The organism is Paenibacillus sp. FSL R5-0517 (genome assembly GCF_037974355.1).
Taxonomy (GTDB): domain Bacteria; phylum Bacillota; class Bacilli; order Paenibacillales; family Paenibacillaceae; genus Paenibacillus.
In genome coordinates, this window is the sequence record NZ_CP150235.1 from 6227635 (window position 1) to 6252066 (window position 24432).

General features: G+C 47.6%; 26 protein-coding genes and 1 riboswitch. Of the genes, 2 read left to right on the forward strand and 24 right to left on the reverse strand.

Translation table 11 applies throughout. The features are described from left to right. Positions 1 to 57: 57 nt before the first annotated feature. The 24 genes from atpD to MKX40_RS27990 form a co-directional block, all read right to left on the reverse strand. Positions 58 to 1461, reverse strand: coding sequence for a F0F1 ATP synthase subunit beta (gene atpD / locus MKX40_RS27875; protein WP_047840699.1), 1404 nt, complete (start codon positions 1459 to 1461; stop codon positions 58 to 60). A 95-nt stretch (positions 1462 to 1556) separates the two neighbouring features. Further along, positions 1557 to 2429, reverse strand: coding sequence for an ATP synthase F1 subunit gamma (gene atpG / locus MKX40_RS27880; protein WP_076209796.1), 873 nt, complete (start codon positions 2427 to 2429; stop codon positions 1557 to 1559). 130 nt (positions 2430 to 2559) lie between these two features. Then, positions 2560 to 4074: a F0F1 ATP synthase subunit alpha gene (gene atpA / locus MKX40_RS27885; RefSeq protein ID WP_047840700.1), complete on the reverse strand. Its 1515-nt coding sequence runs from the start codon at positions 4072 to 4074 to the stop codon at positions 2560 to 2562. Between the two features lie 16 nt (positions 4075 to 4090). Then, positions 4091 to 4639: a F0F1 ATP synthase subunit delta gene (locus MKX40_RS27890; RefSeq protein ID WP_036612565.1), complete on the reverse strand. Its 549-nt coding sequence runs from the start codon at positions 4637 to 4639 to the stop codon at positions 4091 to 4093. Further along, positions 4636 to 5124: a F0F1 ATP synthase subunit B gene (gene atpF / locus MKX40_RS27895; RefSeq protein ID WP_339238194.1), complete on the reverse strand. Its 489-nt coding sequence runs from the start codon at positions 5122 to 5124 to the stop codon at positions 4636 to 4638. The genes MKX40_RS27890 and atpF overlap by 4 nt, the downstream gene beginning before the upstream one ends. Before the next feature lie 113 nt (positions 5125 to 5237). Then, positions 5238 to 5462 carry a F0F1 ATP synthase subunit C gene (gene atpE / locus MKX40_RS27900; RefSeq protein ID WP_017691934.1) on the reverse strand — a complete coding sequence of 75 codons (225 nt, stop codon included), beginning with the start codon at positions 5460 to 5462 and terminating at the stop codon, positions 5238 to 5240. A 78-nt stretch (positions 5463 to 5540) separates the two neighbouring features. Next, the gene (gene atpB / locus MKX40_RS27905; protein WP_339238196.1) at positions 5541 to 6359 is read right to left on the reverse strand and encodes a F0F1 ATP synthase subunit A; all 819 of its coding nucleotides are present in this window, start codon (positions 6357 to 6359) and stop codon (positions 5541 to 5543) included. A gap of 45 nt (positions 6360 to 6404) precedes the next feature. Further along, positions 6405 to 6782 carry an ATP synthase subunit I gene (locus MKX40_RS27910; protein WP_062836961.1) on the reverse strand — a complete coding sequence of 126 codons (378 nt, stop codon included), beginning with the start codon at positions 6780 to 6782 and terminating at the stop codon, positions 6405 to 6407. Continuing rightward, positions 6775 to 7029 carry an AtpZ/AtpI family protein gene (locus tag MKX40_RS27915; protein ID WP_024632723.1) on the reverse strand — a complete coding sequence of 85 codons (255 nt, stop codon included), beginning with the start codon at positions 7027 to 7029 and terminating at the stop codon, positions 6775 to 6777. The genes MKX40_RS27910 and MKX40_RS27915 overlap by 8 nt, the downstream gene beginning before the upstream one ends. 186 nt (positions 7030 to 7215) lie before the next feature. Beyond that, the gene (gene wecB / locus MKX40_RS27920; RefSeq protein ID WP_339238198.1) at positions 7216 to 8373 is read right to left on the reverse strand and encodes a UDP-N-acetylglucosamine 2-epimerase (non-hydrolyzing); all 1158 of its coding nucleotides are present in this window, start codon (positions 8371 to 8373) and stop codon (positions 7216 to 7218) included. Between the two features lie 50 nt (positions 8374 to 8423). Next, the gene (gene upp / locus MKX40_RS27925) at positions 8424 to 9053 is read right to left on the reverse strand and encodes a uracil phosphoribosyltransferase (protein WP_017691929.1); all 630 of its coding nucleotides are present in this window, start codon (positions 9051 to 9053) and stop codon (positions 8424 to 8426) included. Between the two features lie 423 nt (positions 9054 to 9476). After that, entirely contained in the window at positions 9477 to 10724 is a 1248-nt protein-coding gene (glyA, locus tag MKX40_RS27930; RefSeq protein WP_253441329.1) for a serine hydroxymethyltransferase, read from the reverse strand. Between the two features lie 233 nt (positions 10725 to 10957). Then, on the reverse strand, positions 10958 to 11551 hold the full coding sequence (locus tag MKX40_RS27935; RefSeq protein ID WP_169479777.1) for a TIGR01440 family protein: 594 nt from the start codon (positions 11549 to 11551) through the stop codon (positions 10958 to 10960). 141 nt (positions 11552 to 11692) lie between these two features. Further along, positions 11693 to 11774: riboswitch (ZMP/ZTP riboswitch) on the reverse strand. A 96-nt stretch (positions 11775 to 11870) separates the two neighbouring features. Beyond that, positions 11871 to 12443 (reverse strand): low molecular weight protein arginine phosphatase, encoded by a 573-nt coding sequence (locus MKX40_RS27940; protein WP_339238201.1) that lies wholly within the window; start codon positions 12441 to 12443, stop codon positions 11871 to 11873. A 58-nt stretch (positions 12444 to 12501) separates the two neighbouring features. After that, on the reverse strand, positions 12502 to 13062 hold the full coding sequence (locus MKX40_RS27945; RefSeq protein WP_339238203.1) for a manganese efflux pump MntP family protein: 561 nt from the start codon (positions 13060 to 13062) through the stop codon (positions 12502 to 12504). 204 nt (positions 13063 to 13266) lie between these two features. Next, entirely contained in the window at positions 13267 to 14505 is a 1239-nt protein-coding gene (locus tag MKX40_RS27950) for an L-threonylcarbamoyladenylate synthase (protein WP_339238205.1), read from the reverse strand. A gap of 255 nt (positions 14506 to 14760) precedes the next feature. Then, entirely contained in the window at positions 14761 to 15420 is a 660-nt protein-coding gene (gene spoIIR, locus MKX40_RS27955) for a stage II sporulation protein R (protein ID WP_339238207.1), read from the reverse strand. Between the two features lie 262 nt (positions 15421 to 15682). After that, positions 15683 to 16900, reverse strand: coding sequence for an FtsW/RodA/SpoVE family cell cycle protein (locus MKX40_RS27960; RefSeq protein WP_339238209.1), 1218 nt, complete (start codon positions 16898 to 16900; stop codon positions 15683 to 15685). Positions 16901 to 17206: 306 nt separating this feature from the next. Then, positions 17207 to 18427, reverse strand: coding sequence for an FtsW/RodA/SpoVE family cell cycle protein (locus MKX40_RS27965; protein ID WP_339238211.1), 1221 nt, complete (start codon positions 18425 to 18427; stop codon positions 17207 to 17209). Between the two features lie 85 nt (positions 18428 to 18512). Next, positions 18513 to 19397 (reverse strand): peptide chain release factor N(5)-glutamine methyltransferase, encoded by an 885-nt coding sequence (gene prmC / locus MKX40_RS27970; protein WP_127549115.1) that lies wholly within the window; start codon positions 19395 to 19397, stop codon positions 18513 to 18515. 24 nt (positions 19398 to 19421) lie between these two features. Then, complete coding sequence (gene prfA, locus MKX40_RS27975; protein ID WP_339238213.1) at positions 19422 to 20489, reverse strand: peptide chain release factor 1; 1068 nt, start codon at positions 20487 to 20489, stop codon at positions 19422 to 19424. 553 nt (positions 20490 to 21042) lie between these two features. Continuing rightward, positions 21043 to 21216, reverse strand: a complete 174-nt coding sequence (locus tag MKX40_RS27980) for a hypothetical protein (RefSeq protein ID WP_339238215.1) — start codon at positions 21214 to 21216, stop codon at positions 21043 to 21045. Between the two features lie 215 nt (positions 21217 to 21431). Beyond that, positions 21432 to 22532 (reverse strand): redox-regulated ATPase YchF, encoded by a 1101-nt coding sequence (gene ychF, locus MKX40_RS27985; protein WP_062836948.1) that lies wholly within the window; start codon positions 22530 to 22532, stop codon positions 21432 to 21434. A gap of 121 nt (positions 22533 to 22653) precedes the next feature. After that, on the reverse strand, positions 22654 to 23124 hold the full coding sequence (locus MKX40_RS27990) for a GNAT family N-acetyltransferase (protein WP_339238217.1): 471 nt from the start codon (positions 23122 to 23124) through the stop codon (positions 22654 to 22656). Positions 23125 to 23335: 211 nt separating this feature from the next. Here MKX40_RS27990 and MKX40_RS27995 point away from each other — a divergent pair, with 211 nt between their 5' ends. Next, a complete protein-coding gene (locus tag MKX40_RS27995) occupies positions 23336 to 23476 on the forward strand; it encodes a hypothetical protein (protein WP_339238219.1) in 141 nt (46 codons plus the stop codon). Positions 23477 to 23842: 366 nt separating this feature from the next. After that, complete coding sequence (locus MKX40_RS28000) at positions 23843 to 24295, forward strand: hypothetical protein (RefSeq protein WP_339238221.1); 453 nt, start codon at positions 23843 to 23845, stop codon at positions 24293 to 24295. Positions 24296 to 24432 lie beyond the last annotated feature (137 nt).

Genomic DNA, 24432 nt, shown 5'->3' on the forward strand with positions numbered 1-24432 from the left:
CATCCCTCCTGAAACTATCCGAAGGATAGCCCACATAAGGACAATCCTGGATTCAGACTAAACCAGTGTTTTGGCTTTCTCCACTGCCTCTTCAATTGTACCAACAAAGAGGAAAGCTGCTTCCGGAAGATCATCATACTTACCTTCGAGAATCTCTTTAAAGCTGCGCACCGTTTCTTTAACCGGAACGTATTTACCCGGAATACCGTTAAATGCTTCAGCAACGTGGAAAGGCTGGGACAAGAAACGTTGGATTTTACGAGCACGGTATACAAGCGCTCTGTCTTCCTCACTCAACTCGTCCATACCCAAGATCGCAATGATATCTTGCAATTCATTGTAACGCGCCAAGATACGTTTAACGCCTTGAGCTACGCTGTAGTGTTCTTCACCTACAACTTCAGGGGACAAGATCCGGGAGCTGGAAGCCAGTGGATCTACCGCAGGGTAGATACCCATCTCGGAAATTTTACGCTCCAGGTTCGTCGTTGCATCCAAGTGAGCAAACGTCGTTGCAGGAGCCGGGTCAGTGTAGTCATCCGCAGGCACGTAGATGGCCTGGATGGATGTTACAGAACCTTTTTTCGTTGATGTGATACGTTCTTGCAGTTGACCCATTTCTGTTGCCAACGTAGGTTGGTAACCTACTGCGGAAGGCATACGTCCAAGCAAGGCAGATACTTCTGAACCCGCTTGGGTGAAACGGAAGATATTATCGATAAAGAGCAACACGTCACGGCCTTCTTCATCACGGAAGTATTCCGCCATGGTCAGACCTGTGAGGGCTACACGAAGACGTGCGCCTGGAGGCTCGTTCATTTGTCCGAAGACCATTGCTGTTTTGTTGATAACGCCAGAATCACTCATCTCGTGATACAAGTCATTACCTTCACGTGTACGCTCACCAACACCCGCGAATACGGAGATACCACCGTGTTCTTGTGCGATGTTGTTGATCAATTCCTGAATGGTTACCGTCTTACCTACACCGGCACCGCCGAAGAGACCGATCTTACCACCTTTAGCGTAAGGAGCAAGCAAGTCGATAACTTTGATTCCTGTCTCCAGCATCTCTGCTTGGGTAGTCAGTTCATCAAATGCAGGTGCTGAACGGTGAATCGGGTTCTTGTGCTCAGCAGCTACGGCACCGCCAGTATCAATTGCTTCGCCGAGTACGTTAAATACACGACCCAGTGTTGCTTCACCGACAGGTACAGAGATTGGTGCTCCTGTATCTAAAGCTTCCATACCACGAACAAGTCCATCCGTGGAGGACATCGCAATACAACGTACTCGGTTGTCACCCAGATGTTTCGAAGCTTCGAGTGTAAGGTTTACACTAACGCCGCTCTCACTTACTGTAGTGATCGTAATGGCATTGAGGATTTCCGGCAGACCGCCGCGATCAAACTCGACGTCAACAACCGGACCCATGATGCTCACAACGCGTCCTTTGTTCATCTTAACGTTCCCCTCCTACAAGCCTGCTACTTTTGCAAAAATAATGTACCGTTCGTTTATCTTTGCTCTGCAAGCCTTCATTAATAAAAAAACGGTTAGCCTTGTGCTGCGTTGGCACCTGCCACAATTTCCGTAATCTCCTGCGTAATCGCCGCTTGGCGGGCACGGTTGTATGTCAATGACAAGTCATTAATGAGTTTAGATGCATTTTTGGTTGCATTACCCATTGCCGTCATTTTCGCACCCAGCTCACTCGCCTTACCGTTCAGAAGTGCACCATAGATCAGCGTTTCCGCATAACGCGGAAGCAAAACTTCAAGTACAGCTTCAGCAGACGGCTCGTATTCGTAGCTTGCCGTTGGTCCTTCCGCAGCAGTTACCTCAGGTGTTTCCATTGGAAGAAGTTTTTCTACCGTAGGAATCTGGGTCAACGCATTCACAAAGCGGTTATAACAAATGTACAATTCATCAAATTCAGCCAGTTCAAACCCATGAACAGCTTCGTGTGCGATGGATTTGATATCTGCAAATGAAGGCGAATCCGACAGATCCGTTGTTGTGGATGCCATCGCCATTTCACGACGTCTGAAGTAGTCGCGTCCCTTACGTCCAATGACGAACAATTCGTAGTCATCCTGGGAGTTGTGGCGCTCTTTGAGCGTCTGATTAACCTGACGCAAAACGTTCGCATTGTATCCACCCGCAAGACCACGGTCCGATGTAATGATCAGATAAGCTGTCTTTTTGACCGGACGGCTCTCCAACATCGGATGCTGTATGCCTTGCGTGCTAGATGCAATACTCGCTACAACTTCTTTCAGTTTCTCCGAATAAGGACGGGCTGCTTCCGCTTTTTCCTGCGCTTTACGCAGTTTTGCAGCAGCTACCATCTCCATTGCTTTGGTGATCTGCTTGGTGCTTTGTACGCTTTTAATTTGCCGCTTAATTTCGCGCATGCCTTTTGCCATGATTTCACCACCTTAAAGTTTTGACAAAGTCAAAACTACATCGTAAGCACAACCCTGTTTTGACAGAGTCAACGTATTACATGCAGACATGCGGAATCGGTTAGACAACTCCGCACCTGCAATCATTTATTTAGACAGAGACAGCAAAGCTCTTTCTGAACTTCTCGATTGCACCTTTCAGTGCATTTTCGTTGTCTGCAGTCAATTCTTTAGTATCACGGATGGATGCAAGAATCTCCGGATGGCTGCTCTCCATGAACGCAAGGAACTCACGCTCGAAACGAGTAACATCACCTGTTGGAATCTCATCCAGGAATCCTTTAACCGCAGTGTACAAGCTGACAACCTGTTGTTCTACAGGCAGAGGCTGGTTAACACCTTGCTTCAGGATTTCCATCATACGAGCACCACGATTCAGGCGGGCCTGAGTCGCTTTATCCAGATCGGAACCGAACTGGGAGAACGCTTGAAGCTCACGATATTGAGCGAGGTCGAGACGCAGGGAACCTGCAACCTTTTTCATCGCTTTGATCTGAGCAGAACCACCGACACGGGATACGGAAATACCTACGTTGATCGCCGGGCGTTGTCCAGCATTGAACAAGTCAGCTTCCAGGAAGATTTGTCCGTCCGTGATGGAGATTACGTTCGTTGGGATGTATGCAGATACGTCGGAAGCTTGTGTTTCAATGAACGGCAGTGCGGTTAAAGAACCACCACCAAGTTCATCATTCAGCTTCGCAGCACGCTCCAGCAAACGGGAGTGCAGGTAGAAGACGTCACCCGGATAAGCCTCACGGCCCGGTGGACGACGAAGCAACAAGGAAAGCTCACGGTATGCAGAGGCTTGTTTGGTCAAGTCATCATAGATGACCAGAACGTGCTCGCCTTTGTACATGAAGTACTCACCCATCGAACAACCGGAATACGGTGCGATGTACAACAGTGGTGATGGATCGGAAGCTGCTGCAGTTACAACAATCGTGTACTCCATTGCGCCTTTACGACGAAGGGTTTCCACAACTTGAGCAACCGTAGACTGTTTCTGACCAATAGCCACATAGATACACTTCATGCCGCTACCTTTTTGGTTCAGGATCGCATCAATTGCGATAGATGTTTTACCTGTTTGACGGTCACCGATGATCAACTCACGTTGTCCACGGCCGATTGGAACCATGGCATCAATGGCTTTGATCCCTGTTTGCATCGGCTCATGAACCGATTTACGATCCATTACGCCTGGTGCTTTACCTTCAACCGGACGGAATTCCGTTGTAGCGATTGGCCCTTTGCCATCCACTGGAATACCGAGCGGGTTCACAACGCGTCCAATCAATGCTTCGCCTACAGGCACTTGCATGATTTGGCCCGTACGTTTCACTTGGTCACCTTCACGAATATCGTAGTAAGGTCCCAGGATAACGACACCGACATTGCTTTCTTCCACGTTCATGGCGAGTCCCATAACACCGCTTGGGAATTCAACCAACTCGTTGGACATGACGTTCTCAAGTCCGTAAACACGAGCGATACCATCACCAACCTCGATTACCGTTCCGACTTCGACTACATCGATATCGGTCTTGTATTGTTCGATTTGGCTCTTAATTAATGTACTGATTTCTTCTGGTTTGATACTCAAGTGTCCTCACCCCAATCTACTGTACTCGTCTGTTAAAAGACTGCTCAAGACGTTCGAGCTTGCCAGCCAAGCTGCCGTCATAGATCGTATCGCCAATGGCGACTTTCAATCCGCCCAGCAGAGTCGGATCAACAATATTCTCGATACGAATCTTTTTATTCACACGGCCACCGAATTCACGGGCTACCGCTTCTTTTTCTTCATCATTCAACGCATAAGTCGAGTAGACACGTGCATCAGCGATGCCCAGCGACTCACCTTGGATCTTCCGATAATCATTCAGTAAGTCTCCCAGCAATTCAACGCGTCCGCGTTCAATCAACAACAAGACTGTACGAAGGACTGAATCGGATACCTTGCCATCAAGACTTGAGTGAATCACGTTCTGCTTGGCTTCATCAGAGATATTAGGGGATACGATAAATTTCTCGATATCTGCATCTCCGGTCAATGCACTGACTACTGCAACCAGTTCCTGTTCAACCTCAAGCACCTGCTGTTGCTGAAGAGCAACTTCGAACAATGCTTTCGCATAACGCTTGGCAACAATCGTATCGCGGCTCATTGTCGGCCTCCTACCTCATTGAGGTATTGGTTCACAAGCTCTTCTTGTGCAGGACCGTTCTCAACTTCTTTTTTGATCAACTTGGATGCAATCTGAACGGAAGCTGTACCCAGTTCGCTGCGAAGTGCTGCGACTGCTTTGTTCTTCTCGCTCTCGATTTCGCGTACTGCATCGTCTTTCAGACGATTAGCTTCAGCTTTCGCATCAGCCAAAATCGATTCAGCTTGTTTGCCACCCGTTTGTTTGGACTGTTCAATGATGTCGTAAGCATCTTTACGTGCTTGCTCAAGAGCTTGTTTTTGTTCCTCCACATAGGCAATGGCCTGTTCCCGAGTCTGTGCAGCCTCATTCATCTGCGTCATCACGAGTTCACGACGTTTTTCCATAATGGAGAACAAAGGCCCGAAGGCATAACGGCTAAGCAGCCAGTATAAAATTGCAAATGCAACAATCGCAAGAAGCGTATTTTCCCATATGAAACTCAATCTGTTCACTCCTTCCTGGAGGTATCCTTGAAACGTCATCCGTTAGAACGGACATTACCTAAAAAGAAGGCGCGGATGGCTATGGCCTTCCCCGCCAAACCTTTAAAATTTAATTAAGCCATACCGTAGAACATGAACGCGAGTACCACACCGATGATCGGCAATACCTCGATCAAACCTACACCGATAAACATTGTTGTTTGAAGAGTGGATTTTGCTTCCGGTTGACGGGCAATACCTTCCACCGTTTTGCTGATTACCATACCGTTACCAATACCTGCGCCAAACGCGCCCAGTCCTGCAACAATTGCTGCTGCGATTAATGCCATTGCTCCCATTTGTATATCCTCCTTAAAATGATAAATCGAATTTTTTATTGTTCAGCCTGGTGAAGAATTCTTCGTAGGGCTTGAAACTTAATGCTCGTCGTGCGTCTCGATGCTCTGTGAAATGTACACCATCATCAAGATAACAAACACAAATGCCTGGATCGCGCCGATAAAGATACTGAAGCCTTGCCACACCATTAATAGCGGAATTGCTGCGATAGCACCAAACACTTTGAATGTGGTCAGTTTCAGGATCGTTGCGATCAGTACCTCACCCGCGAAGATATTCGCGAATAGACGCATACCGTGTGTCAACAGCTTGGATGCCGTCTCAATCAAGTTGATTGGCAAGAACAAGGCGAATGGCTTAAGGTAATGCTGGAGATATCCTTTGGTGTTGCGGAACAATCCCAGTCCATGAGATACAAGGAACGCTACGAGAGCGAGTCCCATCGTTACAGACAAGTCGGCTGTCGGTGATTTCCACCAAGCCAGTTCAACGTGTGGGTGTGCTTCAGGGTCCTTGGCATGCGCTTCTTCAAACGCTTCCACCGCTGTAACAATCGGTTTACCGAACACTTGCGCATGTTCTGCGCTGTCCACTGCAGTTACCGCTTGGAACGGAAGTCCGAGCATGTTTCCTACAAAAATGAACATAATCATGGAAAGAGCGAGAGAGATAAAATGTTTACCTTTCTTCATATCCATTGTACTGGAAATCAGATTGCGGACGAATTCTACTGCCCACTCCATAAAATTTTGCAGCTTGCCGGGGTTTTCAACGGATAGTCTTCGTGTCGCCAGTACAGCAAAAATAAAAACAAGGGCACCTGTAACTACCAGCATCAACACAACCGATAGATCCAGTCGAAATCCGCCAAGCATAATAATTGGAGCTTCATGCATATTTTTCTCACCCCTTTCTCGACTTGAAAGCTGCAGCCCTTAACTTCATTCTGCTCTGCGGGAATGGACAATCCCTATAATCAGTAAGGAAAATTGTGCAATGACGAGACCGCCTGCAACCGCATATGTATTGAAGTACTGCGGAAAGCGCATCGATATGAATATACCGAGCACAGCGAGTGCCGCTCTTGTCAAAAATCCCAGGTTCACACGCTTCAAGTTACCTTCTGCCGCATCATCAGACATTTTCCTTACTTTGTAGCCCAAGTAAAATGCATTGATCCAGCTAATTCCTGTACCCAGGGCTAGTCCCAAAGCAATTGTCTCCACACGTGGCATAAAGGCCGCTGCGAGAAAACAAATCATAAGAAAGTACATGATGAAAACAGTCATCGATCTGCGGTATCTGGTTAGTTCACTCATCACTTTCCCCCATGAATTTTTTCGCGATAAAGTAGATGCTTACACCGCCAGCCGCAAGAAAAAAGAGAACGCTTACGGCGATCCATATTCCGTTACCTCCGATGGTCTTGTCCAACCAGGAGCCAGCGTAATATCCGGCAACAGCGAGAATGGCAATCTCGATCCCAAAAGCTGTCACGAGCCCCATCGCTTTCCATACATTATCGTCATGGTTACGGGATGAATTTGGTTTGTTCGAATCGGCCATTTTCCACGCCACCCTTGCAATCCCAGTTAATTTTACTGAATGATGAGAGCCTTTGTCAATTGAATGATTTTAGCGTTTTAAAGGGGAAAACGACGGGAATACAGACCCTCAAAGCCCATAAACCCGCGTAAACCGTACAGTTTAACTGTATGCTATGCCCTTTATAAATCCGTCAGAAAAATTGTATTATTTTTTGAATTTTCTGTGAAATGATTCCGGACGCTCACTATTTACACCAAAATGGTGCAGAATCGCATTGACAATTCTTTCCGAAGCATGTCCATCACCGTATGGATTGGCAGCCTGGCTCATGCTTTCATACAGGGTTTTGTCTGTAAGCAGAGCTTTGGTCCGTTCATACACACGTTCCTCTTCGGTACCTACCAGTTCCAGCGTTCCAGCTTCAATACCTTCCGGGCGCTCTGTCGTATCGCGCAATACGAGCACAGGCACACCAAACGAAGGTGCTTCTTCCTGCAAACCGCCTGAATCGGTCAAAATCAAGTGAGTATGCGGGTAAAAGTTATGCAAATCCACCACGTCTAGTGGATCAATTAATTGAATACGGGGATGATTCCCCAAAATCGCGTGAGCCGGCTCCTTCACAGCAGGACTTGGATGCACCGGGTACACGATGGCAATATCTTCAAATTCGTCGGCAATCCGTTTGACGGCCTGGAAAATGTTGCGGTGAGGCTCGCCTTGAGATTCACGGCGATGAGCTGTCATCAGCACAAGGCGTTTGCCTTGGGCCCAATCAAGTACCGGGTGTGTGTAGTCCTCCCGTACTGTATATTGAAACACATCTGTTACCGTGTTGCCTGTGACGTACGTACTAGACTCTGATTTATTTTCTTTGGCAAGATTGGAAGAAGACCAATCCGTAGGCGCAAAGTGCAGATCTGCCAGTACGCCCGTCAGCTGACGGTTCATCTCTTCCGGATATGGAGAAAGCTTGTTCCACGTCCGAAGTCCTGCTTCCACATGTCCTACCTGGATCTGCTGCAAGAATGCTGCATAGCTTGCTACAAAGGTAGTTAATGTATCCCCGTGAACCAGCACAATATCCGGCTTCGCTTCAGCCAATACCGGCTCCAGACCGCCTAATACACGAATCGTAATTTCATTCAATGTCTGACGGTCTTTCATCACATCCAGATCATAATCGGGATGAATGTCGAAAACTTCAAGAACCTGATCCAACATCTGACGATGCTGCGCAGTTACGCAAACAATAGATTCAATAGACTCGGGGTGTTTTTGCAATTCCAAAATAAGCGGAGCCATCTTGATGGCTTCCGGACGCACCCCGAAGATCGTCATGACTTTAATTTTCTTGGACATTCGAGCAAAGCCCCTTTTCTATAAGTTCCGATTACAAGCATGAGATATGCTTATTTAGTGCCGTATAGACGGTCTCCTGCATCGCCAAGTCCTGGAACGATATAACCATGATCATCCAGACGGTCGTCCAGTGCTGCGACATAGATATCCACATCAGGATGTGCATCCTGTACAGCTTTAACGCCTTCCGGTGCTGCTACCAGGTTCATCATCTTGATTTGGGTACAGCCACGTTTTTTGAGCACGTCAATAGCTGCAATCGCCGAACCGCCAGTTGCAAGCATCGGATCAATTACGATCAATTGACGCTCTGTCACGTCTGTAGGCAGTTTGGTGTAGTATTCTACCGGTTGCAGTGTTTCCGGATCACGGAACAGACCAACATGTCCAACTTTTGCGGCTGGCAACAATTTTACAACGCCATCCAGCATTCCGAGTCCTGCACGCAGAATCGGCACCAGTCCGAGCATGCGTCCAGAGATGACTTTACCTTGTGTTGCAGCTACAGGTGTCTGTACATCAATCGTTTCCAGTTCAACATCTCTTGTAATCTCATAAGCCATCAACGTTGCCACTTCATCCACCAATTCACGAAAATCTTTCGTATTCGTACGCATGTCGCGTATAAACGTCAGTTTGTGTTGAATCAAAGGGTGATCACATATTACTAATTTTCCCATCTAATTTGTCCCTCCGGTAAGTTCTTCATGTTCAGCATTTCCAAATATACCTAGCCACCATTCATGGGCTCGATAAATCCTGTATATTATATCATCACCAACAACGAATTACACCATCAAAGGGCACCTAATCATTACAGAATACCGAATCCTATAAAAAACAGGACCGGAAAATGATCCATCCGGTCCTGTTTTGCTCCTGCTGTTATGTCATTGAGTGGGAAAAATATGAATACAAGTGATGCTCCGCAAACAGATTGCACCTTCGATCGCTGTTATCCCCTGATTTTTTTGATCTCCTATAAAAGGAGAAAATCAGGGGATAAAGGCGAGCGCTTCGCTTCTCCGGTTGCATTCTGTCAGCTTCGTCTTTTGTATTCCAATTTAAACAAACTCAAAAGAAAGCAGCATGAGCAAAGTTTTTTAGTATTTAAGGTCGGTATAGAGCGGGAATTGATCTGTCAGTGCAGTCACTTCTGCACGCGCTTCATCCAGCTTCGCCGTATCTTTTGGATTTTTCAACGTTTTGGCAATGATCTTACCAATGGCAACCATCGCTTCTTCGTTCATACCACGGGAAGTTGCAGCAGGTGTACCAATTCGAATACCACTCGTTACAAACGGGCTTGTAGGGTCGAATGGAATTGCATTTTTGTTCACGGTAATACCGATGGAATCAAGTACATGCTCAGCTTCTTTACCTGTGATGTTCACACTGCGTGTGTCGATCAGCATCAAGTGGTTATCTGTACCACCGGATACGATGTTCAAGCCTTCAGCGATCAGTGTTTCAGCCAGAACCTGTGCGTTTTTCACAACGTTCTGTGCATATGTTTTGAACTCTGGTTGCAAAGCTTCTCCGAATGCTACCGCTTTGGAAGCAATTACGTGCATCAAAGGACCACCTTGGGAACCCGGGAATACCGCTTTATCAATCGCTGCTGCCCATGCTTTACGGCACAGAATCATACCACCACGAGGTCCACGCAACGTTTTGTGTGTTGTTGTTGTTACGAAATGCGCATGTGGAACCGGGTTTGGATGCAAACCAGCAGCAACCAATCCTGCAATATGAGCCATATCCACCATGAACAAAGCACCTACATCATTGGCGATGGAAGCCAGCTTTTCAAAATCAATGGTACGCGGATATGCACTTGCACCTGCAACGATCAGACGAGGGCGGTGTTTGAAAGCCGCTTTGCGCACTTCATCATAATCAATCAGGAATGTATCTTCCTGCACGCCGTATGCCACAAAGTTGTACAGCAAACCGGAAGCGTTAACCGGGCTACCGTGCGTGAGGTGTCCACCATGGGCAAGGTTCATACCAAGTACAGTATCACCAGGTTTCAACGCTGCAAGATATACTGCCATGTTCGCTTGTGCGCCGGAGTGAGGTTGAACATTCACGTGTTCTGCTCCGAACAATTCTTTGGCACGATCACGCGCAATGTCTTCAACAACGTCCACATGCTCACAACCGCCATAGTAACGTTTACCTGGATAGCCTTCAGCGTACTTGTTGGTCAGTACAGATCCCAATGCTTCGATTACTGCTTCACTCACGATGTTCTCGGATGCAATCAGTTCGATGTTGTTCTGTTGACGTTTCAGTTCAAGATTCATCGCTTCCAGTACTGCCGGGTCATTCTTGCGCAATTGTTCCATGATTAAATTCCTCCCAGTTATAAGTGAAGTTATAAAGCGAAACTACAGTGGTTACACTCCTCACTTCGATTGCATCACCATCTTCCGATCGCTGTTATCCCCTGATTTTTCTGAACTCCCTTATAATAAAGGGAAAATCCGGTGATAAAGGCGAACGCTTTGCTTCTTCAGATTGGTGTTGCACTCTCCGTTTTTGTGTAAAGTCTAATTTAGCTTTATATTGGTTGAAGATATCAGTCACAAAATGTTGAATCTGGTTGTTCTTCCATACGATACACCGCGCGTTCGCCGCCAATTAACTTCGGACGAGTCAACGCTGTGGTCACACGCGCATCTCCAACATAGCGGAGCGCTGTACGAAAAGGTACGGCTACATGCCGGAGATGCATGCCAATCATCGTCTCCCCAATGTCCAGTCCCGCATGGGCCTGCACATGTTCAGCCAGGCATGGATCGGTCAGCGAACGATATGCTGCGGATGCCATTGAACCTCCGGCCTTGGGCACGGGTACTGCACCAACCTCAGTCAATCCAAGACGAGTAAGCACAGAACGTTCCATGACCAGCGCACGGTTCAGATGCTCACAACACTGGAATACGGTATCAAAACCGAATTCCTCCTGCACTTCGCGTATACCCGCAAGAAGCTGTTGCGCCACTTCAATAGCACCACTCGTACCAATCCGTGCCCCTGCAACTTCACTTGTGCTTGTACCGATCACAACGATCTGTCCAGGCCCAAGCTGTCCGGCAAGCGCCAGTTCATGCAGAATGGATGCGGTCTGTTCCTGCAATCCGGGTTGTTCTGAATCTAACTCTATAGTCATCCTATCATCGCCTCCTGATAAAATCATGCCCGCTGTCTCTTGGCTGTCCTTCGTATTCTTGCACGGCATCTCAGGATCTATTATAGCGAATAATCAGATGAAAGACGAAAAAAAGAGCAGTCTGCGGGTAACGCAGAATTGCTCTTTTGCCCAGGCGACCGGCCGTTTGTTCCGGTGCTCCATCGTGGTTATGCCCACTTCGTCGCCAGTTACACCGGATCCCTGTTTTCCCCTTCATCATAAAACAACCCGCGTTTAAAATCAACGGTTAATTTACATCACGTGTCCTGTTTCTCTAACCTGCCCCGCAGGATCAGAATTATCCCAACTTATCCAAAAGCCGGTCCAATGCCGTCCGAATCTCGGCCGCAGCGATATTATAATCATCACGACTCCCACCAAATGGATCGGAGATGTCGAAACTAGGAATGCGTTGTCTGATCTCAATGGCTCGCTCACGTTCCGATGCCAGGATCTCTTGCCCAAGGGCACGTTTCATCTCCAGCGTTGCAAACAGGCTGTCCAATTCCTGAACATCTCTTAATACCTGCTCGTCGTCCTCCACATACTCTTTCAATGTATAGGTTTTGTGGACAGAGTCGGGAAATACCTGCATGACATGCTGCTTATGACTCCGTGTTAATGTAAGAACCAGATCCGCCCAACCTACCAGGTTGGCGCTAAGTTGTGTGGAATGAGGTGGACCTTCAACGTTATGATCTCTCAGAACCGCTTCCGCATGACGGGAAATCGGCATACCCGACGTAGCTGCCACACCTGCGGAACGAACCTCTACCTGAATGCCGCGCTCCGATGCCAACTTTCGCAAAAGCCCCTCTGCCATGGGGCTGCGGCACGTATTGCCTGTACATACGAATAAAATATGTTTCATTGTGTTAGCCTCCCCATTTTACATATGATGCGAATGATAGGATATCTCAAGTTTTATTCTAAAATATAAACAAAAGTCCAAACGCAAGCAAGATTGCGCCACCAATGGCCTCACCATAATCCCCAAGATTCTGACTCACCCGACGGCCTAATAGCAGCCCCATCACCGACATCACCCCGCCACAAAAGCCAAAAGCCAGTACGGTTAAGATCAGATCACTGCTAAACATCCCTAAGGAAACGCCAACGGAGAACGAATCCACACTTACGCTGAGGGAGAACAGTATAACGCCGAGCAGGGAACGGTGGTCCACCAGCTTGGTATCGCCTTCACGGAATGCATTCAGAATCATATGACCACCCAGCAGAACAAGTAATCCACCTGCTGCATACGTCGTAATGTCACCGAGCAGCGAGCTGACGTATTTGCCCATATACATACCGATGAGCGGCATGATGATATGAAATAGCGCCGTAACTGTACTGATTCGCAATACATCCCTCAGCCGAATGCCCTTCATGCCAATTCCGATCCCGAGTGAAAACGCATCGAGGCCAAGCGCAACTGCCATGATCAAAATGGTTACCAACTGCCCTACATGGGCAGACACATCCCACATCCCCATACCCCCAAGTCACGTAAAGGTTCTTGTACACGATATGCGGACAAGGACCTAAACATGACCGATGAAAGGTAAACGACGACGGATCTACTCCATCTCCATGATGCATAAGGCTAGATTGTAGGCAGGTGGATGCGATGTTTTAATTGATTTGTTTTGGAAAAGAGTGCGTAGCTCTCCTGACTGTATGATCAGGAGAGCTTAGGAGGGCTGTGGGTCGCCAACTTGAATGAGTTGGTTACCCGCCGCCTTGAGCAGCCGATTCATGACGGCTGCTCCCAGCCCTTCGCGTGAGCAGGCTTCAGCCACAATATATGTGGCGCCTTGCTCATCGCAGCTGCGCAGCGCGGCGTATAGCCTGCGCGCTGCTTCCTCCAGCTCGCTGGCGTCGCCCAGCGAGAACACGGCATCAGCGCGGTACTGCTCCGCGTGCTCGGCGAACGCCAGCACGGCGGTGCGCTCTCCGCGCTGCGCCGCCTCTGCGAGGGCGGCGCTGGTCCAGGCCGCCACCGCTGCGGGCGGCCCCTCCACCACGCACAGCGCCCCTGCGGGTGCGTAGTGCGTGTACTTCATGCCCGGCGAGCGCGGCGCCGGGCTTCCCACACCAACGGCCCCCTCCGCGAGTAGCGCGGGGTCCGTGGCGACACGGGCGGCAACGGCGGACAACTGTTCCGCCGTAATGCCGCCAGGGCGCAGGATGGTGACGGTACCGTCGTCACCGACCTGCACCACCGTGGACTCGACGCCCACCCCGGTGGGGCCGCCGTCCACGATGCCGCCGATGCGGCCATCCAGATCCTCGCGCACATGAGACGCGAGTGTTGGGCTTGGCCGCCCGGAGCGGTTGGCGCTTGGCGCAGCCACAGGGCATGCCGCCGCCGCGATCAACTGCAAGGCCACCGGGTGGTCCGGCATGCGCACGGCCACCGTATCCAGACCGGCGGTGACACGCGGGGACACCGCCCCCGGCCTAACCGGCAGCACCAGCGTCAGCGGTCCCGGCCAGAAGGCCGCCATCAGCGCTTCCGCTGTCTCGTTCACTTCCGTGACCAGAGTGTCCAACTGGTCCCGGTGCGCGATATGCACAATCAGTGGATTGTCGGAAGGTCGGCCTTTGGCGACAAATACAGCCTCCACGGCTGCCGTGCTACGAGCATCCGCACCCAGGCCGTAGACCGTTTCGGTCGGAAAGGCCACCGTCTGACCTTGACGAAGACAGGCTGCGGCAGCCTGCAAGTCGGCGAGCGCCCTTTGATGGGCGCTCCCCTTTTTCACATCCGCTAATTCAATATTACCCAATCCATGATCATTCTCATTGCTTAATAAAACGCGCACATCCCAATTGACTGTGACCATCTCTGCTGGAGTTCCCTTGTCATGAACCTCCATGTCATTTCCCATTTCTGAGGTGGATTGCACTTGCTCATTCTCTCTATTCATATATCCATCATTCCTAAACATCATAATAGGTTACTTGTGCACGTGAGAAATACACTTTAAACTCCATACACATCCTTGTTCACTTCGCTTCATACTCCATGTTCAATATAAGTAATTATAACATACCTGTCCCACCTCGGATGCCCTTCATACTTCGCTCCACGCATGAGTCTCACTGTAGCTTCAACGCCAATTCATATCAAAAGGGCAGCTCCCTGAATTGAAGCCACCCTCTTTTATAGTATAATTTCGTTGTTATGCGAACAATCCAGTTACCCAACTCCATAGTTTCACAGCCATATCCCACAGAAAGAATCTCGCCTCCGGTGTCTCTCCCTGCACAGACGCCTCTGCATCTCCAGGTTCAGCCGCTGCGGCCGATACGTTTGAAGGTTTCGCCAGTGCATCCCCGGTCCCTGCATCAATGAAACACAGCGGCGGGAACAACACACACCACCAGTTCTGACCTTTGCCTTCGCCTAATGTAATCCGAACCGCTTCATAATCTCCAGCAGGATACACGGTGCCTCCATATAGCTTGGTTGGGAACGGAACCGAACCCAATTCCACCTGATACTCATACTTCAAACCGCGGCTGGCCAACTCTTCTCCTACTCTATTTTCAATCTCGGACAAATGCTCACGAATGACATGGCGTGCTTCATCCAGACTTTGCGGATTCTCCAGTTCGGCTACCCACTCACCCATCTGAGCAACGACAGCATCCCGAATCTCACGTTTTACCAATTGATCTCCCGGTGCATCCGAGTTTGCTAGAATACGCAAACGAATCGATTGTTCAGGAATCGCTGTGGCCGCCACAGCTGCATCCGTTTTCTGACCTTCCCACATCATGATCATCATCATAAGACATACAATAATAAGTCCAATTTGCTTAACAATTCGTCTGTTCATTCCGTTCTCCCCCTCAGCTCTCTGATCACGCGACCTGCAACTCTCTCATGTCTATCAGTATGCCCGGGAGAGACGGAAGTAAACCTAGCATATACAATAAATCTACTAAATCGATTCTATGATATACATACACTCACCAGTCATGTTAAAAAGGCTGATCCGCACCTGGTTACAGGGCAAATCAACCTCGTTATCCTTATGAATCATGAACAATCACGTTAGTCGCTCCACCACTGTGCTTTTCATTAAACTATTTCAGCAGTTACACAGCACTTTTCTCTTTCTTGAGCATATTCCATAAACGTTCCGACAACCGCGGTTGCTGCTCCCCCATGAGAAGTTCATCCTCCTCTTCCTGTCCATATAACTTAATGCTCATGACCACCCCAATACAAGCCATGTTAATGAGCAGGGAGGTGCCCCCGTAACTGATGAATGGCAACGTAATCCCTGTGAGCGGCATCAGGCCGAGGAACGCCCCCACATTCTCAAACACCTGATACAACAACATTCCGATAATACCTACAATGATGACGGGTCCCGCGCGATCTCTGCAACTCAGAGCAATCCACACCATACGTTGAATCAGAATAAAGTACAACAGAATCAGTACGGATGCACCGACAAAGCCAAACTCCTCTGCGATCACGACAAAAATGGAATCCGAATACGTGTAAGGGACTCGACCGCTCTGAACGGATGTTCCTTGCAAATAACCTTTGCCGATGATGCCCCCTGAACCAATGGCTAATCCTGCATTTTTCGTATGCCAGGACGCTTTGGAGGTAGCCTTTTCCGGCACAAGCCAGGGATCAATTCGCTCCGCCCAATGCTCCCTTTTTATCTTTTCAAGAAAGGTGAATACTTCATCATGGTAGAACGTATAGGCTTTAACAAAACCAAAGAAGGTCACTCCCACAATCGTCAGTACAATTAATACGTGCTTCAGTCTCATATTTCCGATCCAGAATACCGCAGCCAGAATCACCACATACCCCAATGCATTGCCTAGATCATTCTGAGCCATAACCAGAGCAAATGGAATAAACGCCCAGCAGCCAATCGGCACAATATCTCTCCAAAATTGCAGCGTGCCTCGTTGTCTCTTCACAATTAAATGAGCAAGGAACAGAATCAGAATCATCTTGAACAGCTCTGCCGGTTGAAAAGAAAATTCCCCAAGCTTCAGCCAACCGTTGGCATTATTGATCGAACTGCCCAGGACATTAGCGAGGATCAGCAGTATAATTCCAAACCCATACAAATAAAACGCATATTTCACGTATATCTTGTAATTCACAAGCCCGATGACAAGCACCGCAATGAATCCAGCCACATAGAAATAAATCGTTTTGACATGGTGACTCGCCAGGTGAGCATCTGTTTGCGTTCCGCTGTAAATTGCAAATACACTAATAATCATGAGCAACAGCATGATGAAGAGAATCACACCATCCATCTTTTTCAACATTCTCAACATGACTCCGTCCATCCCCCTGAATCTAGCATTCTATGATTTCCAATTAAACTCAATATTTCCATTGTATATAATTGGATGATAAAATGGAAATCAGATTGCTTCAGGATGAATATCAAACAACTCAGTCGCCTGTCCCCCACTGTAAAAAATAAAAACCCGGAAACATTCATCCCTAAGTGAATAGGGCTGATCTGTTCCAGGGTTCTGTAGTTATATAAGTTAAACTAAGGATTATTTCCACTGACACTACGATAACAGAATAAACTTCCAATCGCTGTTATCCCAGATTTTTCAATTCCGAGAACGTTATTGTTCCTGCTGGGATGGCTTGCGTCTCAGCAATTTCATCACCAGATCGGTAATACTCGGTTGTTCCGCCGAGCCGAGAATATCCTCGTTTTCTTCCGTGTGAACCTTGATACTCATCACAATCCCCATACTGATCATGTTGAGCATAATGGAGGTACCGCCCGAACTGATAAATGGCAGCGTAATCCCTGTCAGTGGCATCAGACCAATGAATGGACCAATATTAACAAAGATCTGGTAGAGCAGCATCGCTATAATACCTACAATAAGATAAGGTCCGGCGCGATCCTTACACTCCAGTGCAATCAGCACCAGCCTGTGAATCAGGATAAAGTATAGGAGAAGCAATACCGAGGCACCGATGAAGCCAAACTCCTCCCCGATCTGTACAAAGATCGAGTCTGCATAGGCCAGCGGCACCCGATTCGACTGAATCGTTGTGCCCTCCAGATATCCTTTGCCCGTAATACCGCCAGAACCAATCGCAAGCTTCGCATTATACGTCTGCCAGAGTACATCCCTTGAGGTCAGTTCTGGTACAAGCCAGGGGTCAAAACGATCCGCCCAGTGCGAACGTCCAATGTCATTCAGAAATTTAACAATCTCATCATGATAATGAATATACGCCTGTGTACCGCCGATAAAAGTCGCCACAGCAATAATAAAACCAATGAGGGCATGCGTAAATTTAATGTTGCCGATCCACAATAGGCCCACAAGAATGACAACATAACTTAACGCATTTCCCAAGTCATTTTGAAGCAATACCAGTAGTAACGGCGGCAGAACACAGAGTGAGATCGGAATAACATCACGTCCGAAATAGAGCGGACGATTCTTCTTTCGGGCCAAAAAGGCTGATAAAAACACAATTAGACATAACTTGAACAACTCAGCAGGTTGCAAACTGACCCCGAAGATGGACAGCCAACCTTTTGCACCGTAATACTCTTTACCAAAAAACATTACGAAAATGAGCAGCAGCATACCCACGCCATAGATATATAAATAATTTTTGATTATAAATTTATAATTGATCATCGACATTCCAAAAAAGACGATGAATCCAAAAATATAAAAAATCACTGCACTTTTCGGGAGTCCCTCCAGCTTCGGACGACCAAACGTTGTACTGTAAATCGACAAAATACTGATAACCATCAGAATAACCAGTATAAACACGATAGAATAATCTATCTTTTTAAATTTGTGCAGCATGTAATTATGTTCCCCCAAGCATTCAGAAATCTTCGGTATATCTCATTGTAGAGGATTTCACGGCAAAAAGAAAACCCGCGGAACCTTACATTTTCGTCACCTGTTCCGAAGTACGAACACCCAGGACATGCCGCTCGATTCCGGCAAGGTCCGGTACAATGATAATTTCCGGCCAATGTCCCGCCGTTTCAAGTAGAGCCGCGATGTCGCGAGCCTGCCCCTGGCCCAGCTCAAAACCAATGATCTGAGGCGGTGCAGGCAGCAGCGCCAATTGCTCCAGCATGATCCGGTACGGTGCAAGCCCGTCCGGACCACCGTCCAGTGCCATGCGCGGCTCATGATCGCGCACCTCTTGCTGTAACCCGGCGATATCTGCCGCCGGGATGTATGGCGGGTTGGACACCAGGATGTCCACCCGCGCCCCGGCGAACGGGGCCAGCAGATCGCCTTCACGGAAGTCGATCTGTACCCCGTTCGCGGCCGCGTTCCGCGCGGCCACTTGCAGGGCAGCCGCCGAGAGATCCCCGGCGCCGACCTGCCAGCGCGGGCGCAGTGAAGCCATCGTCACCGCGATGGCACCACTGCCCGTGCCAATATCGACGGCGAGCGGAGCGCCGTCAGGAAACACGCGGTCGGCTTCGCGCAGCACAGCCTCGACCAACAGCTCGGTCTCCGGCCGCGGAATCAGCACGGCCGGCGTGACCTCGAACGGCAGCCCATAGAATTCCTGGCTGCCGATAATGTATTGCGCCGGCTCACCCGCAGCCTTGCGCGTGACGGCGTCCTCCCAGCGGCTGCGATGCTCGCTGGGAAAAGGCTCCGGCTGCATCATGTAGTACGCGGCGCCATAGACGCCGAGTACATGTTCCAGCAGCAGCCGGGCATTGTTTTGCGGCTCGTACACGCCGCACTTCTCCAAAAAAGAGGAAGCCTCCACGAAGGCTTCCCGACAGCTCTGTTCCGGCGTCATGACAAACTGCGCGCGGGTCACAGATTATTCTCCTCTATCCATCATTTCAGTCTGCTGAGCAATGGTCAGTGCAGACAGAATATCTTCAATCTCTCCGTTCATCACCTGATCCAGCTTGTGCATGGTCAGGCCGATCCGGTGATCCGTCACACGGCTTTGCGGGAAGTTGTACGTACGAATCCGCTCACTGCGGTCACCCGTTCCCACTTTGCTCTTCCGCTCAACAGAGATCTTTGCTTCCTCTTCCATACGTTTCATATCGAAGATACGTGTACGCAGAACCTGCAACGCTTTTTCCTTGTTGGAGTTCTGTGATTTTCCATCCTGACATGTCGCTACAATTCCCGTTGGAACGTGTGTTACCCGTACTGCGGATTTCGTGGTATTAACCGATTGTCCACCGGCACCACTGGAACAGAACGTATCCACACGGATGTCTTTATCATGAATTTCGATATCAAAATCTTCGGCTTCTGGCATAACCGCAACCGTTGAAGTTGACGTATGAATACGTCCGCCCGATTCAGTTGTAGGGATACGCTGCACACGGTGTGCGCCGCTTTCGTATTTCATTTTGCTGTAAGCACCACGTCCGTTGATCAGGAAAACAACCTCTTTGAATCCACCGAGATCATTCGTGTTAACGTCCATCAGCTCTACACGCCAGCCTTGTGCATCTGCATAACGTGTGTACATCCGATACAGATCTGCTGCAAACAACGCTGCTTCATCTCCACCAGCTGCCCCGCGAATCTCAACAATAACGTTCTTGTCGTCATTCGGATCTTTTGGCAGCATGAGTACACGAATTAATTCGTCCAGTTCCTTCTGGCGAGTACTCAGTTCTTCAATTTCCATTTTGACCATTTCACGCATCTCATCATCCAGTTTCTCACCCTGCATTTCCTTTGCAGCTTCGAGATCCTGACTTACCTGTTTGTATTCCGTGTACGCTTCATAAGTCGGTTGCAGATCGGATTGCTCTTTCGAGTATTCCCGCAGCTTTTTGTTGTCACTTGCCACATCCGGGTCACACAAAAGCTCGCTCAACTTGTCATAACGGTCGGCTAACGCCTGTAATTTATCCAACATGTATAGTCACCTCACGCATTATTTTGTCCAAGCACATTACATTTTCAATAATGATTTCAATTCAACATTAATTACATTTATAATCTATATTCCACAACGCACAGGATTCTCAATGAATCCCCTGACCGCAGCATGTATTCACATTCATGTATGATCGACGTATAACATCGCTACAACGTCATCAAATCCTTTACTTTTAAAGTGATATCAAGAAATCGTGTACCCTGTATGAAACTCGCTTCGACTCATCGGTTACAGTGCGAATTTTAACGTGGTATACGACTCTTAATTATAGCATATTCTTATGGTTCTGAATAGTAACTGTTCCGCAAGCGGATGAACTATTTTTTGGTGCTGCAAGATACAAAATGAAATTGTTGTTCGATGTGGTTCCGAAATGATCCTACTGTGGTATAATACAAGTATAGCAAGTGTAAAATAAACAAAAGCCACGATGCGCTAACATCGTGACTTCTCCAACAAAGGCCGGTGGGCGACCACGGCGAATTTCAATCAAACGAATGAAAAACCACCGGATTGCAAGGCGACCAACCTAATCCCGGTGGTTTTTCTTGTTCCGCGCTGCTTTCCACGCACTGCATACGGCTATTAACCCCACTGCAATACTAATTAGCTTGTCGCTAATTTCTAGGAAATGCTGCACTACTGCAAGAAATGACACGGCGTCACCCCCTTTCGGGTAAGCATCACCGTATCGATTATCCACCGGTTACTTTGTCTCCTCTATTATACCATAATATGCCTATTCACATCTCTATCTCAGCAGTTGATTTTGATTATGAAAACAAAGAACCCGTTTCTCTTGGAAGACTATTCTCCGTTGCATCCTCATCTTCAGAGCTCTAAGTTAAAGACCCCACGAACTTCACGAAGAAGGTCGTAGGGTCATAATTTTAAGTCTACATATAAATGTGTAACAACTTAAACGTTGAAACGGAAGTGCATAACGTCGCCGTCATTTACAACGTATTCTTTACCTTCTAGACGAAGTTGTCCACGCTCTTTGGCACCGTTCATGGAACCCGCTGCCACCAGATCGTCATAAGAAACTACCTCGGCACGGATGAATCCGCGCTCGAAGTCCGTGTGAATGACACCCGCTGCGCCTGGCGCTTTGGTGCCTTTACGGATCGTCCACGCACGAACTTCCTGTACACCTGCTGTGAAGTATGTGTACAGACCGAGCAATTTGTAAGCCGCTTTGATCAACAGGTTCAGACCGGAATCCTCGATACCGAGTTCTTCCAGGAACATTTGTTTATCTTCGCCTTCCAGCTCGGAGATCTCTTCTTCAACCTTCGCACTGATTGGCACCACTTCTGCGTTTTCAGCAGCTGCGAATTCTCTTACTTTTTGCACGTAAGCATTGTTCGCCACGTCGCCAATTTCATCCTCAGCTACATTGGCTGCGTACAAAACAGGCTTTAGAGTGAGCAAGTGCAGATCACGGATGATCAGAAGCTCGTCATCTGTAAGTTCCATGCTGCGTGCCGGCTTGTCATCGTACAGAACAGCCTTCACTCTCTCCAACACTTCTACTTCTTGAGAGGCAGTCTTGTTGCCACCCTTCATGTTTTTCTTGGAGCGATCGATTTTCTTCTCAACACTCTCGATATCAGCCAGGATCAGCTCCAGATTGATGGTCTGGATGTCGCTTACCGGGTCAATTTTGCCATCGACGTGTGTAATGTTCTCATCTACAAAGCAACGTACCACGTGTACAATTGCATCTACTTCACGAATATGGGCAAGGAACTTGTTACCCAGACCTTCGCCTTTGCTCGCACCGCGAACCAGACCCGCGATATCTACAAACTCAAACGCCGTTGGTACTGTTTTCTTAGGCACAACGAGTTCTGTCAGTTTGTCCAAACGCTCATCGGGTACTTCAACGATCCCCACGTTAGGGTCAATCGTACAGAACGGATAGTTTGCCGATTCGGCACCTGCTTGTGTAATTGCATTAAACAATGTAGATTTACCAACGTTAGGCAAACCCACGATTCCTGCTTTCAAAGCCATGTATATGACAACTCCTCATTGATTACTTGTTCGGTATGGATAATCCTATACATTATATATGACAAACCTCAAGGCATCAAGGAACTTCGCCAATTCGACCAGCGTCCCATCCGCTATTGGTTTACCCTTTGATTTCCTTGTACATGGTCAGATCCGTTACCTCATATCCCATCTTGCGATAAAGGCTACTCGCTCGCACATTATGTCCAAACACATGCAAACCGATGCGATCCACGCCAAGACCCAAGGCCGTCTGTTCAAGCGCCTCCATCGTCTCTGTTCCATACCCTTTACCGCGGTGTGCTTCTTCAACCACAATGTCCAGTAAAAATGCATCTTTACCACGACGATTATCCGTGATATTAAACCAGATATACCCCACATTTCCGTCCACAGGATGCACTAGATTGTAGAGATATGCTCCAGGTGTATTTAAACCTTCAGGCAGATAACGTTCATAAGATTCCTCGGCCAGTTGCTGCGCCTCTTCCTCCGCCCAAGTGCCTGCTTCTACTTTTTCCTGTGCAAAATCCTTAATCGATCGAATGCAAAAACTCGCATAATCTTCCTGATTCATTGGAGAAAGTTCCATTTATTGCCCTCCTTATTTTGAGTGATCTTCATTATGTAGGATCCCTGTGCAGTCCTTATTGCACTGCTAGTATCTTATTGTATCCTGTTCTCCCGCTTGGCGCATGAAGTAATTCTGACGATTTGAACTCCAATTTCATATGTATCCATTTTATCTATAACTTTTGATCTCCTCCCATCGTTTATACCTCATAGGAAAGGAGTGCATTATCTTGTACACACATCGCCGATTCTCCAAAAAGAAAATCATTATCTTGTCCGCCATCGTACTCGTCATAGGTATCGTCGCCTTTAAGAGCTTGCTGAATGCAGTCGATCCCTATCGCCACTTGAGAATCACAATCCACAATTAGTCTGACTGTAACCTCACCAATATTCAGACTAACTTAGCCCAAGGCGACTCATATAATACCAACGAGAGTGGCTCCACCTACGTATTCAAAAAGGATATTCCCAGCGGAGCAAAAGTGAAATTCGCCCCACAGCTGAAACTTTCCGGAGAGGGTACTGTCTCTTTAGAGTTTACAGACAGCCGCGGTAAAACCTATAACAAAATGGTTTGCGGTTATACAGAATACTTGTCCGGCAATTCATACGTTACTGTAACCAATGAGAATGTCACTGTGAAAGAGGAATGTATGTAATCTTTCGGCAACACAATTATATAAGTAATTGGTACATCCTCATTACATACTAAAAGCATAGAGGAGGAAATTACATTGTCCTTAAACATAATTTTAGGCGCAGGCTTAGTCTTCTCTTTATTACTTTCTTCACATCAAGCTAGTGCTGTTGGATTAGAGGATAGAGTCAAAGATGCTTTTACTAACCCTCCAATCACTGTGGAGAACTCTAATGATCCGATTGTTACTCCATTGGACATACAACTTATAAGACCATTCAATTACAGTAGTTACAATGCATATGAAAAATCATTCACATTGGATTCTGACAATGGAGAGACTTCTAATCTTTGGATTAACAACACTAGTACGGATACTATTTATGTCAAGATCACTGTGGGCAATCTTTCTCCAATTGATATTTCAATCAAAAAAGGAACTCAAAAAACAACAAGAATAGGTGTTATAGGCACAACAAACGTCAAAGTTTATATCTATAGTTCAACAGGTCATAAAATGGATATGAATATAAGTGCCAGACAATTTTAATAAAATAAATAGTGTAGAGGATATTTCTTAATGAAGTATCTTCTACACTATTTTTGTTGCAGATTATAGTAGGAAGCAATATGAGTAGATTCAAAATATATAATTAAATAACTCCAATGAAGTTTATATCATTTTCA

Excerpts from the sequence above, each read along its gene's own strand:
- upp (WP_017691929.1), bottom strand. The coding sequence starts at position 9,053 with ATGGGAAAATTAGTAATATGTGATCACCCTTTGATTCAACACAAACTG.
- atpB (WP_339238196.1), bottom strand. The coding sequence starts at position 6,359 with ATGCATGAAGCTCCAATTATTATGCTTGGCGGATTTCGACTGGATCTA.
- prfA (WP_339238213.1), bottom strand. The coding sequence starts at position 20,489 with ATGTTGGATAAATTACAGGCGTTAGCCGACCGTTATGACAAGTTGAGC.
- MKX40_RS27910 (WP_062836961.1), bottom strand. The coding sequence starts at position 6,782 with ATGAGTGAACTAACCAGATACCGCAGATCGATGACTGTTTTCATCATG.
- atpD (WP_047840699.1), bottom strand. The coding sequence starts at position 1,461 with ATGAACAAAGGACGCGTTGTGAGCATCATGGGTCCGGTTGTTGACGTC.
- MKX40_RS27990 (WP_339238217.1), bottom strand. The coding sequence starts at position 23,124 with ATGGAACTTTCTCCAATGAATCAGGAAGATTATGCGAGTTTTTGCATT.
- wecB (WP_339238198.1), bottom strand. The coding sequence starts at position 8,373 with ATGTCCAAGAAAATTAAAGTCATGACGATCTTCGGGGTGCGTCCGGAA.
- ychF (WP_062836948.1), bottom strand. The coding sequence starts at position 22,532 with ATGGCTTTGAAAGCAGGAATCGTGGGTTTGCCTAACGTTGGTAAATCT.
- spoIIR (WP_339238207.1), bottom strand. The coding sequence starts at position 15,420 with ATGAACAGACGAATTGTTAAGCAAATTGGACTTATTATTGTATGTCTT.
- MKX40_RS27915 (WP_024632723.1), bottom strand. The coding sequence starts at position 7,029 with ATGGCCGATTCGAACAAACCAAATTCATCCCGTAACCATGACGATAAT.
- glyA (WP_253441329.1), bottom strand. The coding sequence starts at position 10,724 with ATGGAACAATTGCGCAAGAATGACCCGGCAGTACTGGAAGCGATGAAT.
- atpG (WP_076209796.1), bottom strand. The coding sequence starts at position 2,429 with ATGGCAAAAGGCATGCGCGAAATTAAGCGGCAAATTAAAAGCGTACAA.
- MKX40_RS27965 (WP_339238211.1), bottom strand. The coding sequence starts at position 18,427 with ATGCTGCACAAATTTAAAAAGATAGATTATTCTATCGTGTTTATACTG.
- MKX40_RS27945 (WP_339238203.1), bottom strand. The coding sequence starts at position 13,062 with ATGTGGGATGTGTCTGCCCATGTAGGGCAGTTGGTAACCATTTTGATC.
- MKX40_RS27890 (WP_036612565.1), bottom strand. The coding sequence starts at position 4,639 with ATGAGCCGCGATACGATTGTTGCCAAGCGTTATGCGAAAGCATTGTTC.
- MKX40_RS27960 (WP_339238209.1), bottom strand. The coding sequence starts at position 16,900 with ATGTTGAGAATGTTGAAAAAGATGGATGGTGTGATTCTCTTCATCATG.
- MKX40_RS27950 (WP_339238205.1), bottom strand. The coding sequence starts at position 14,505 with ATGAATAGAGAGAATGAGCAAGTGCAATCCACCTCAGAAATGGGAAAT.
- MKX40_RS27935 (WP_169479777.1), bottom strand. The coding sequence starts at position 11,551 with ATGACTATAGAGTTAGATTCAGAACAACCCGGATTGCAGGAACAGACC.
- atpE (WP_017691934.1), bottom strand. The coding sequence starts at position 5,462 with ATGGGAGCAATGGCATTAATCGCAGCAGCAATTGTTGCAGGACTGGGC.
- prmC (WP_127549115.1), bottom strand. The coding sequence starts at position 19,397 with ATGACGCCGGAACAGAGCTGTCGGGAAGCCTTCGTGGAGGCTTCCTCT.
- MKX40_RS27940 (WP_339238201.1), bottom strand. The coding sequence starts at position 12,443 with ATGAAACATATTTTATTCGTATGTACAGGCAATACGTGCCGCAGCCCC.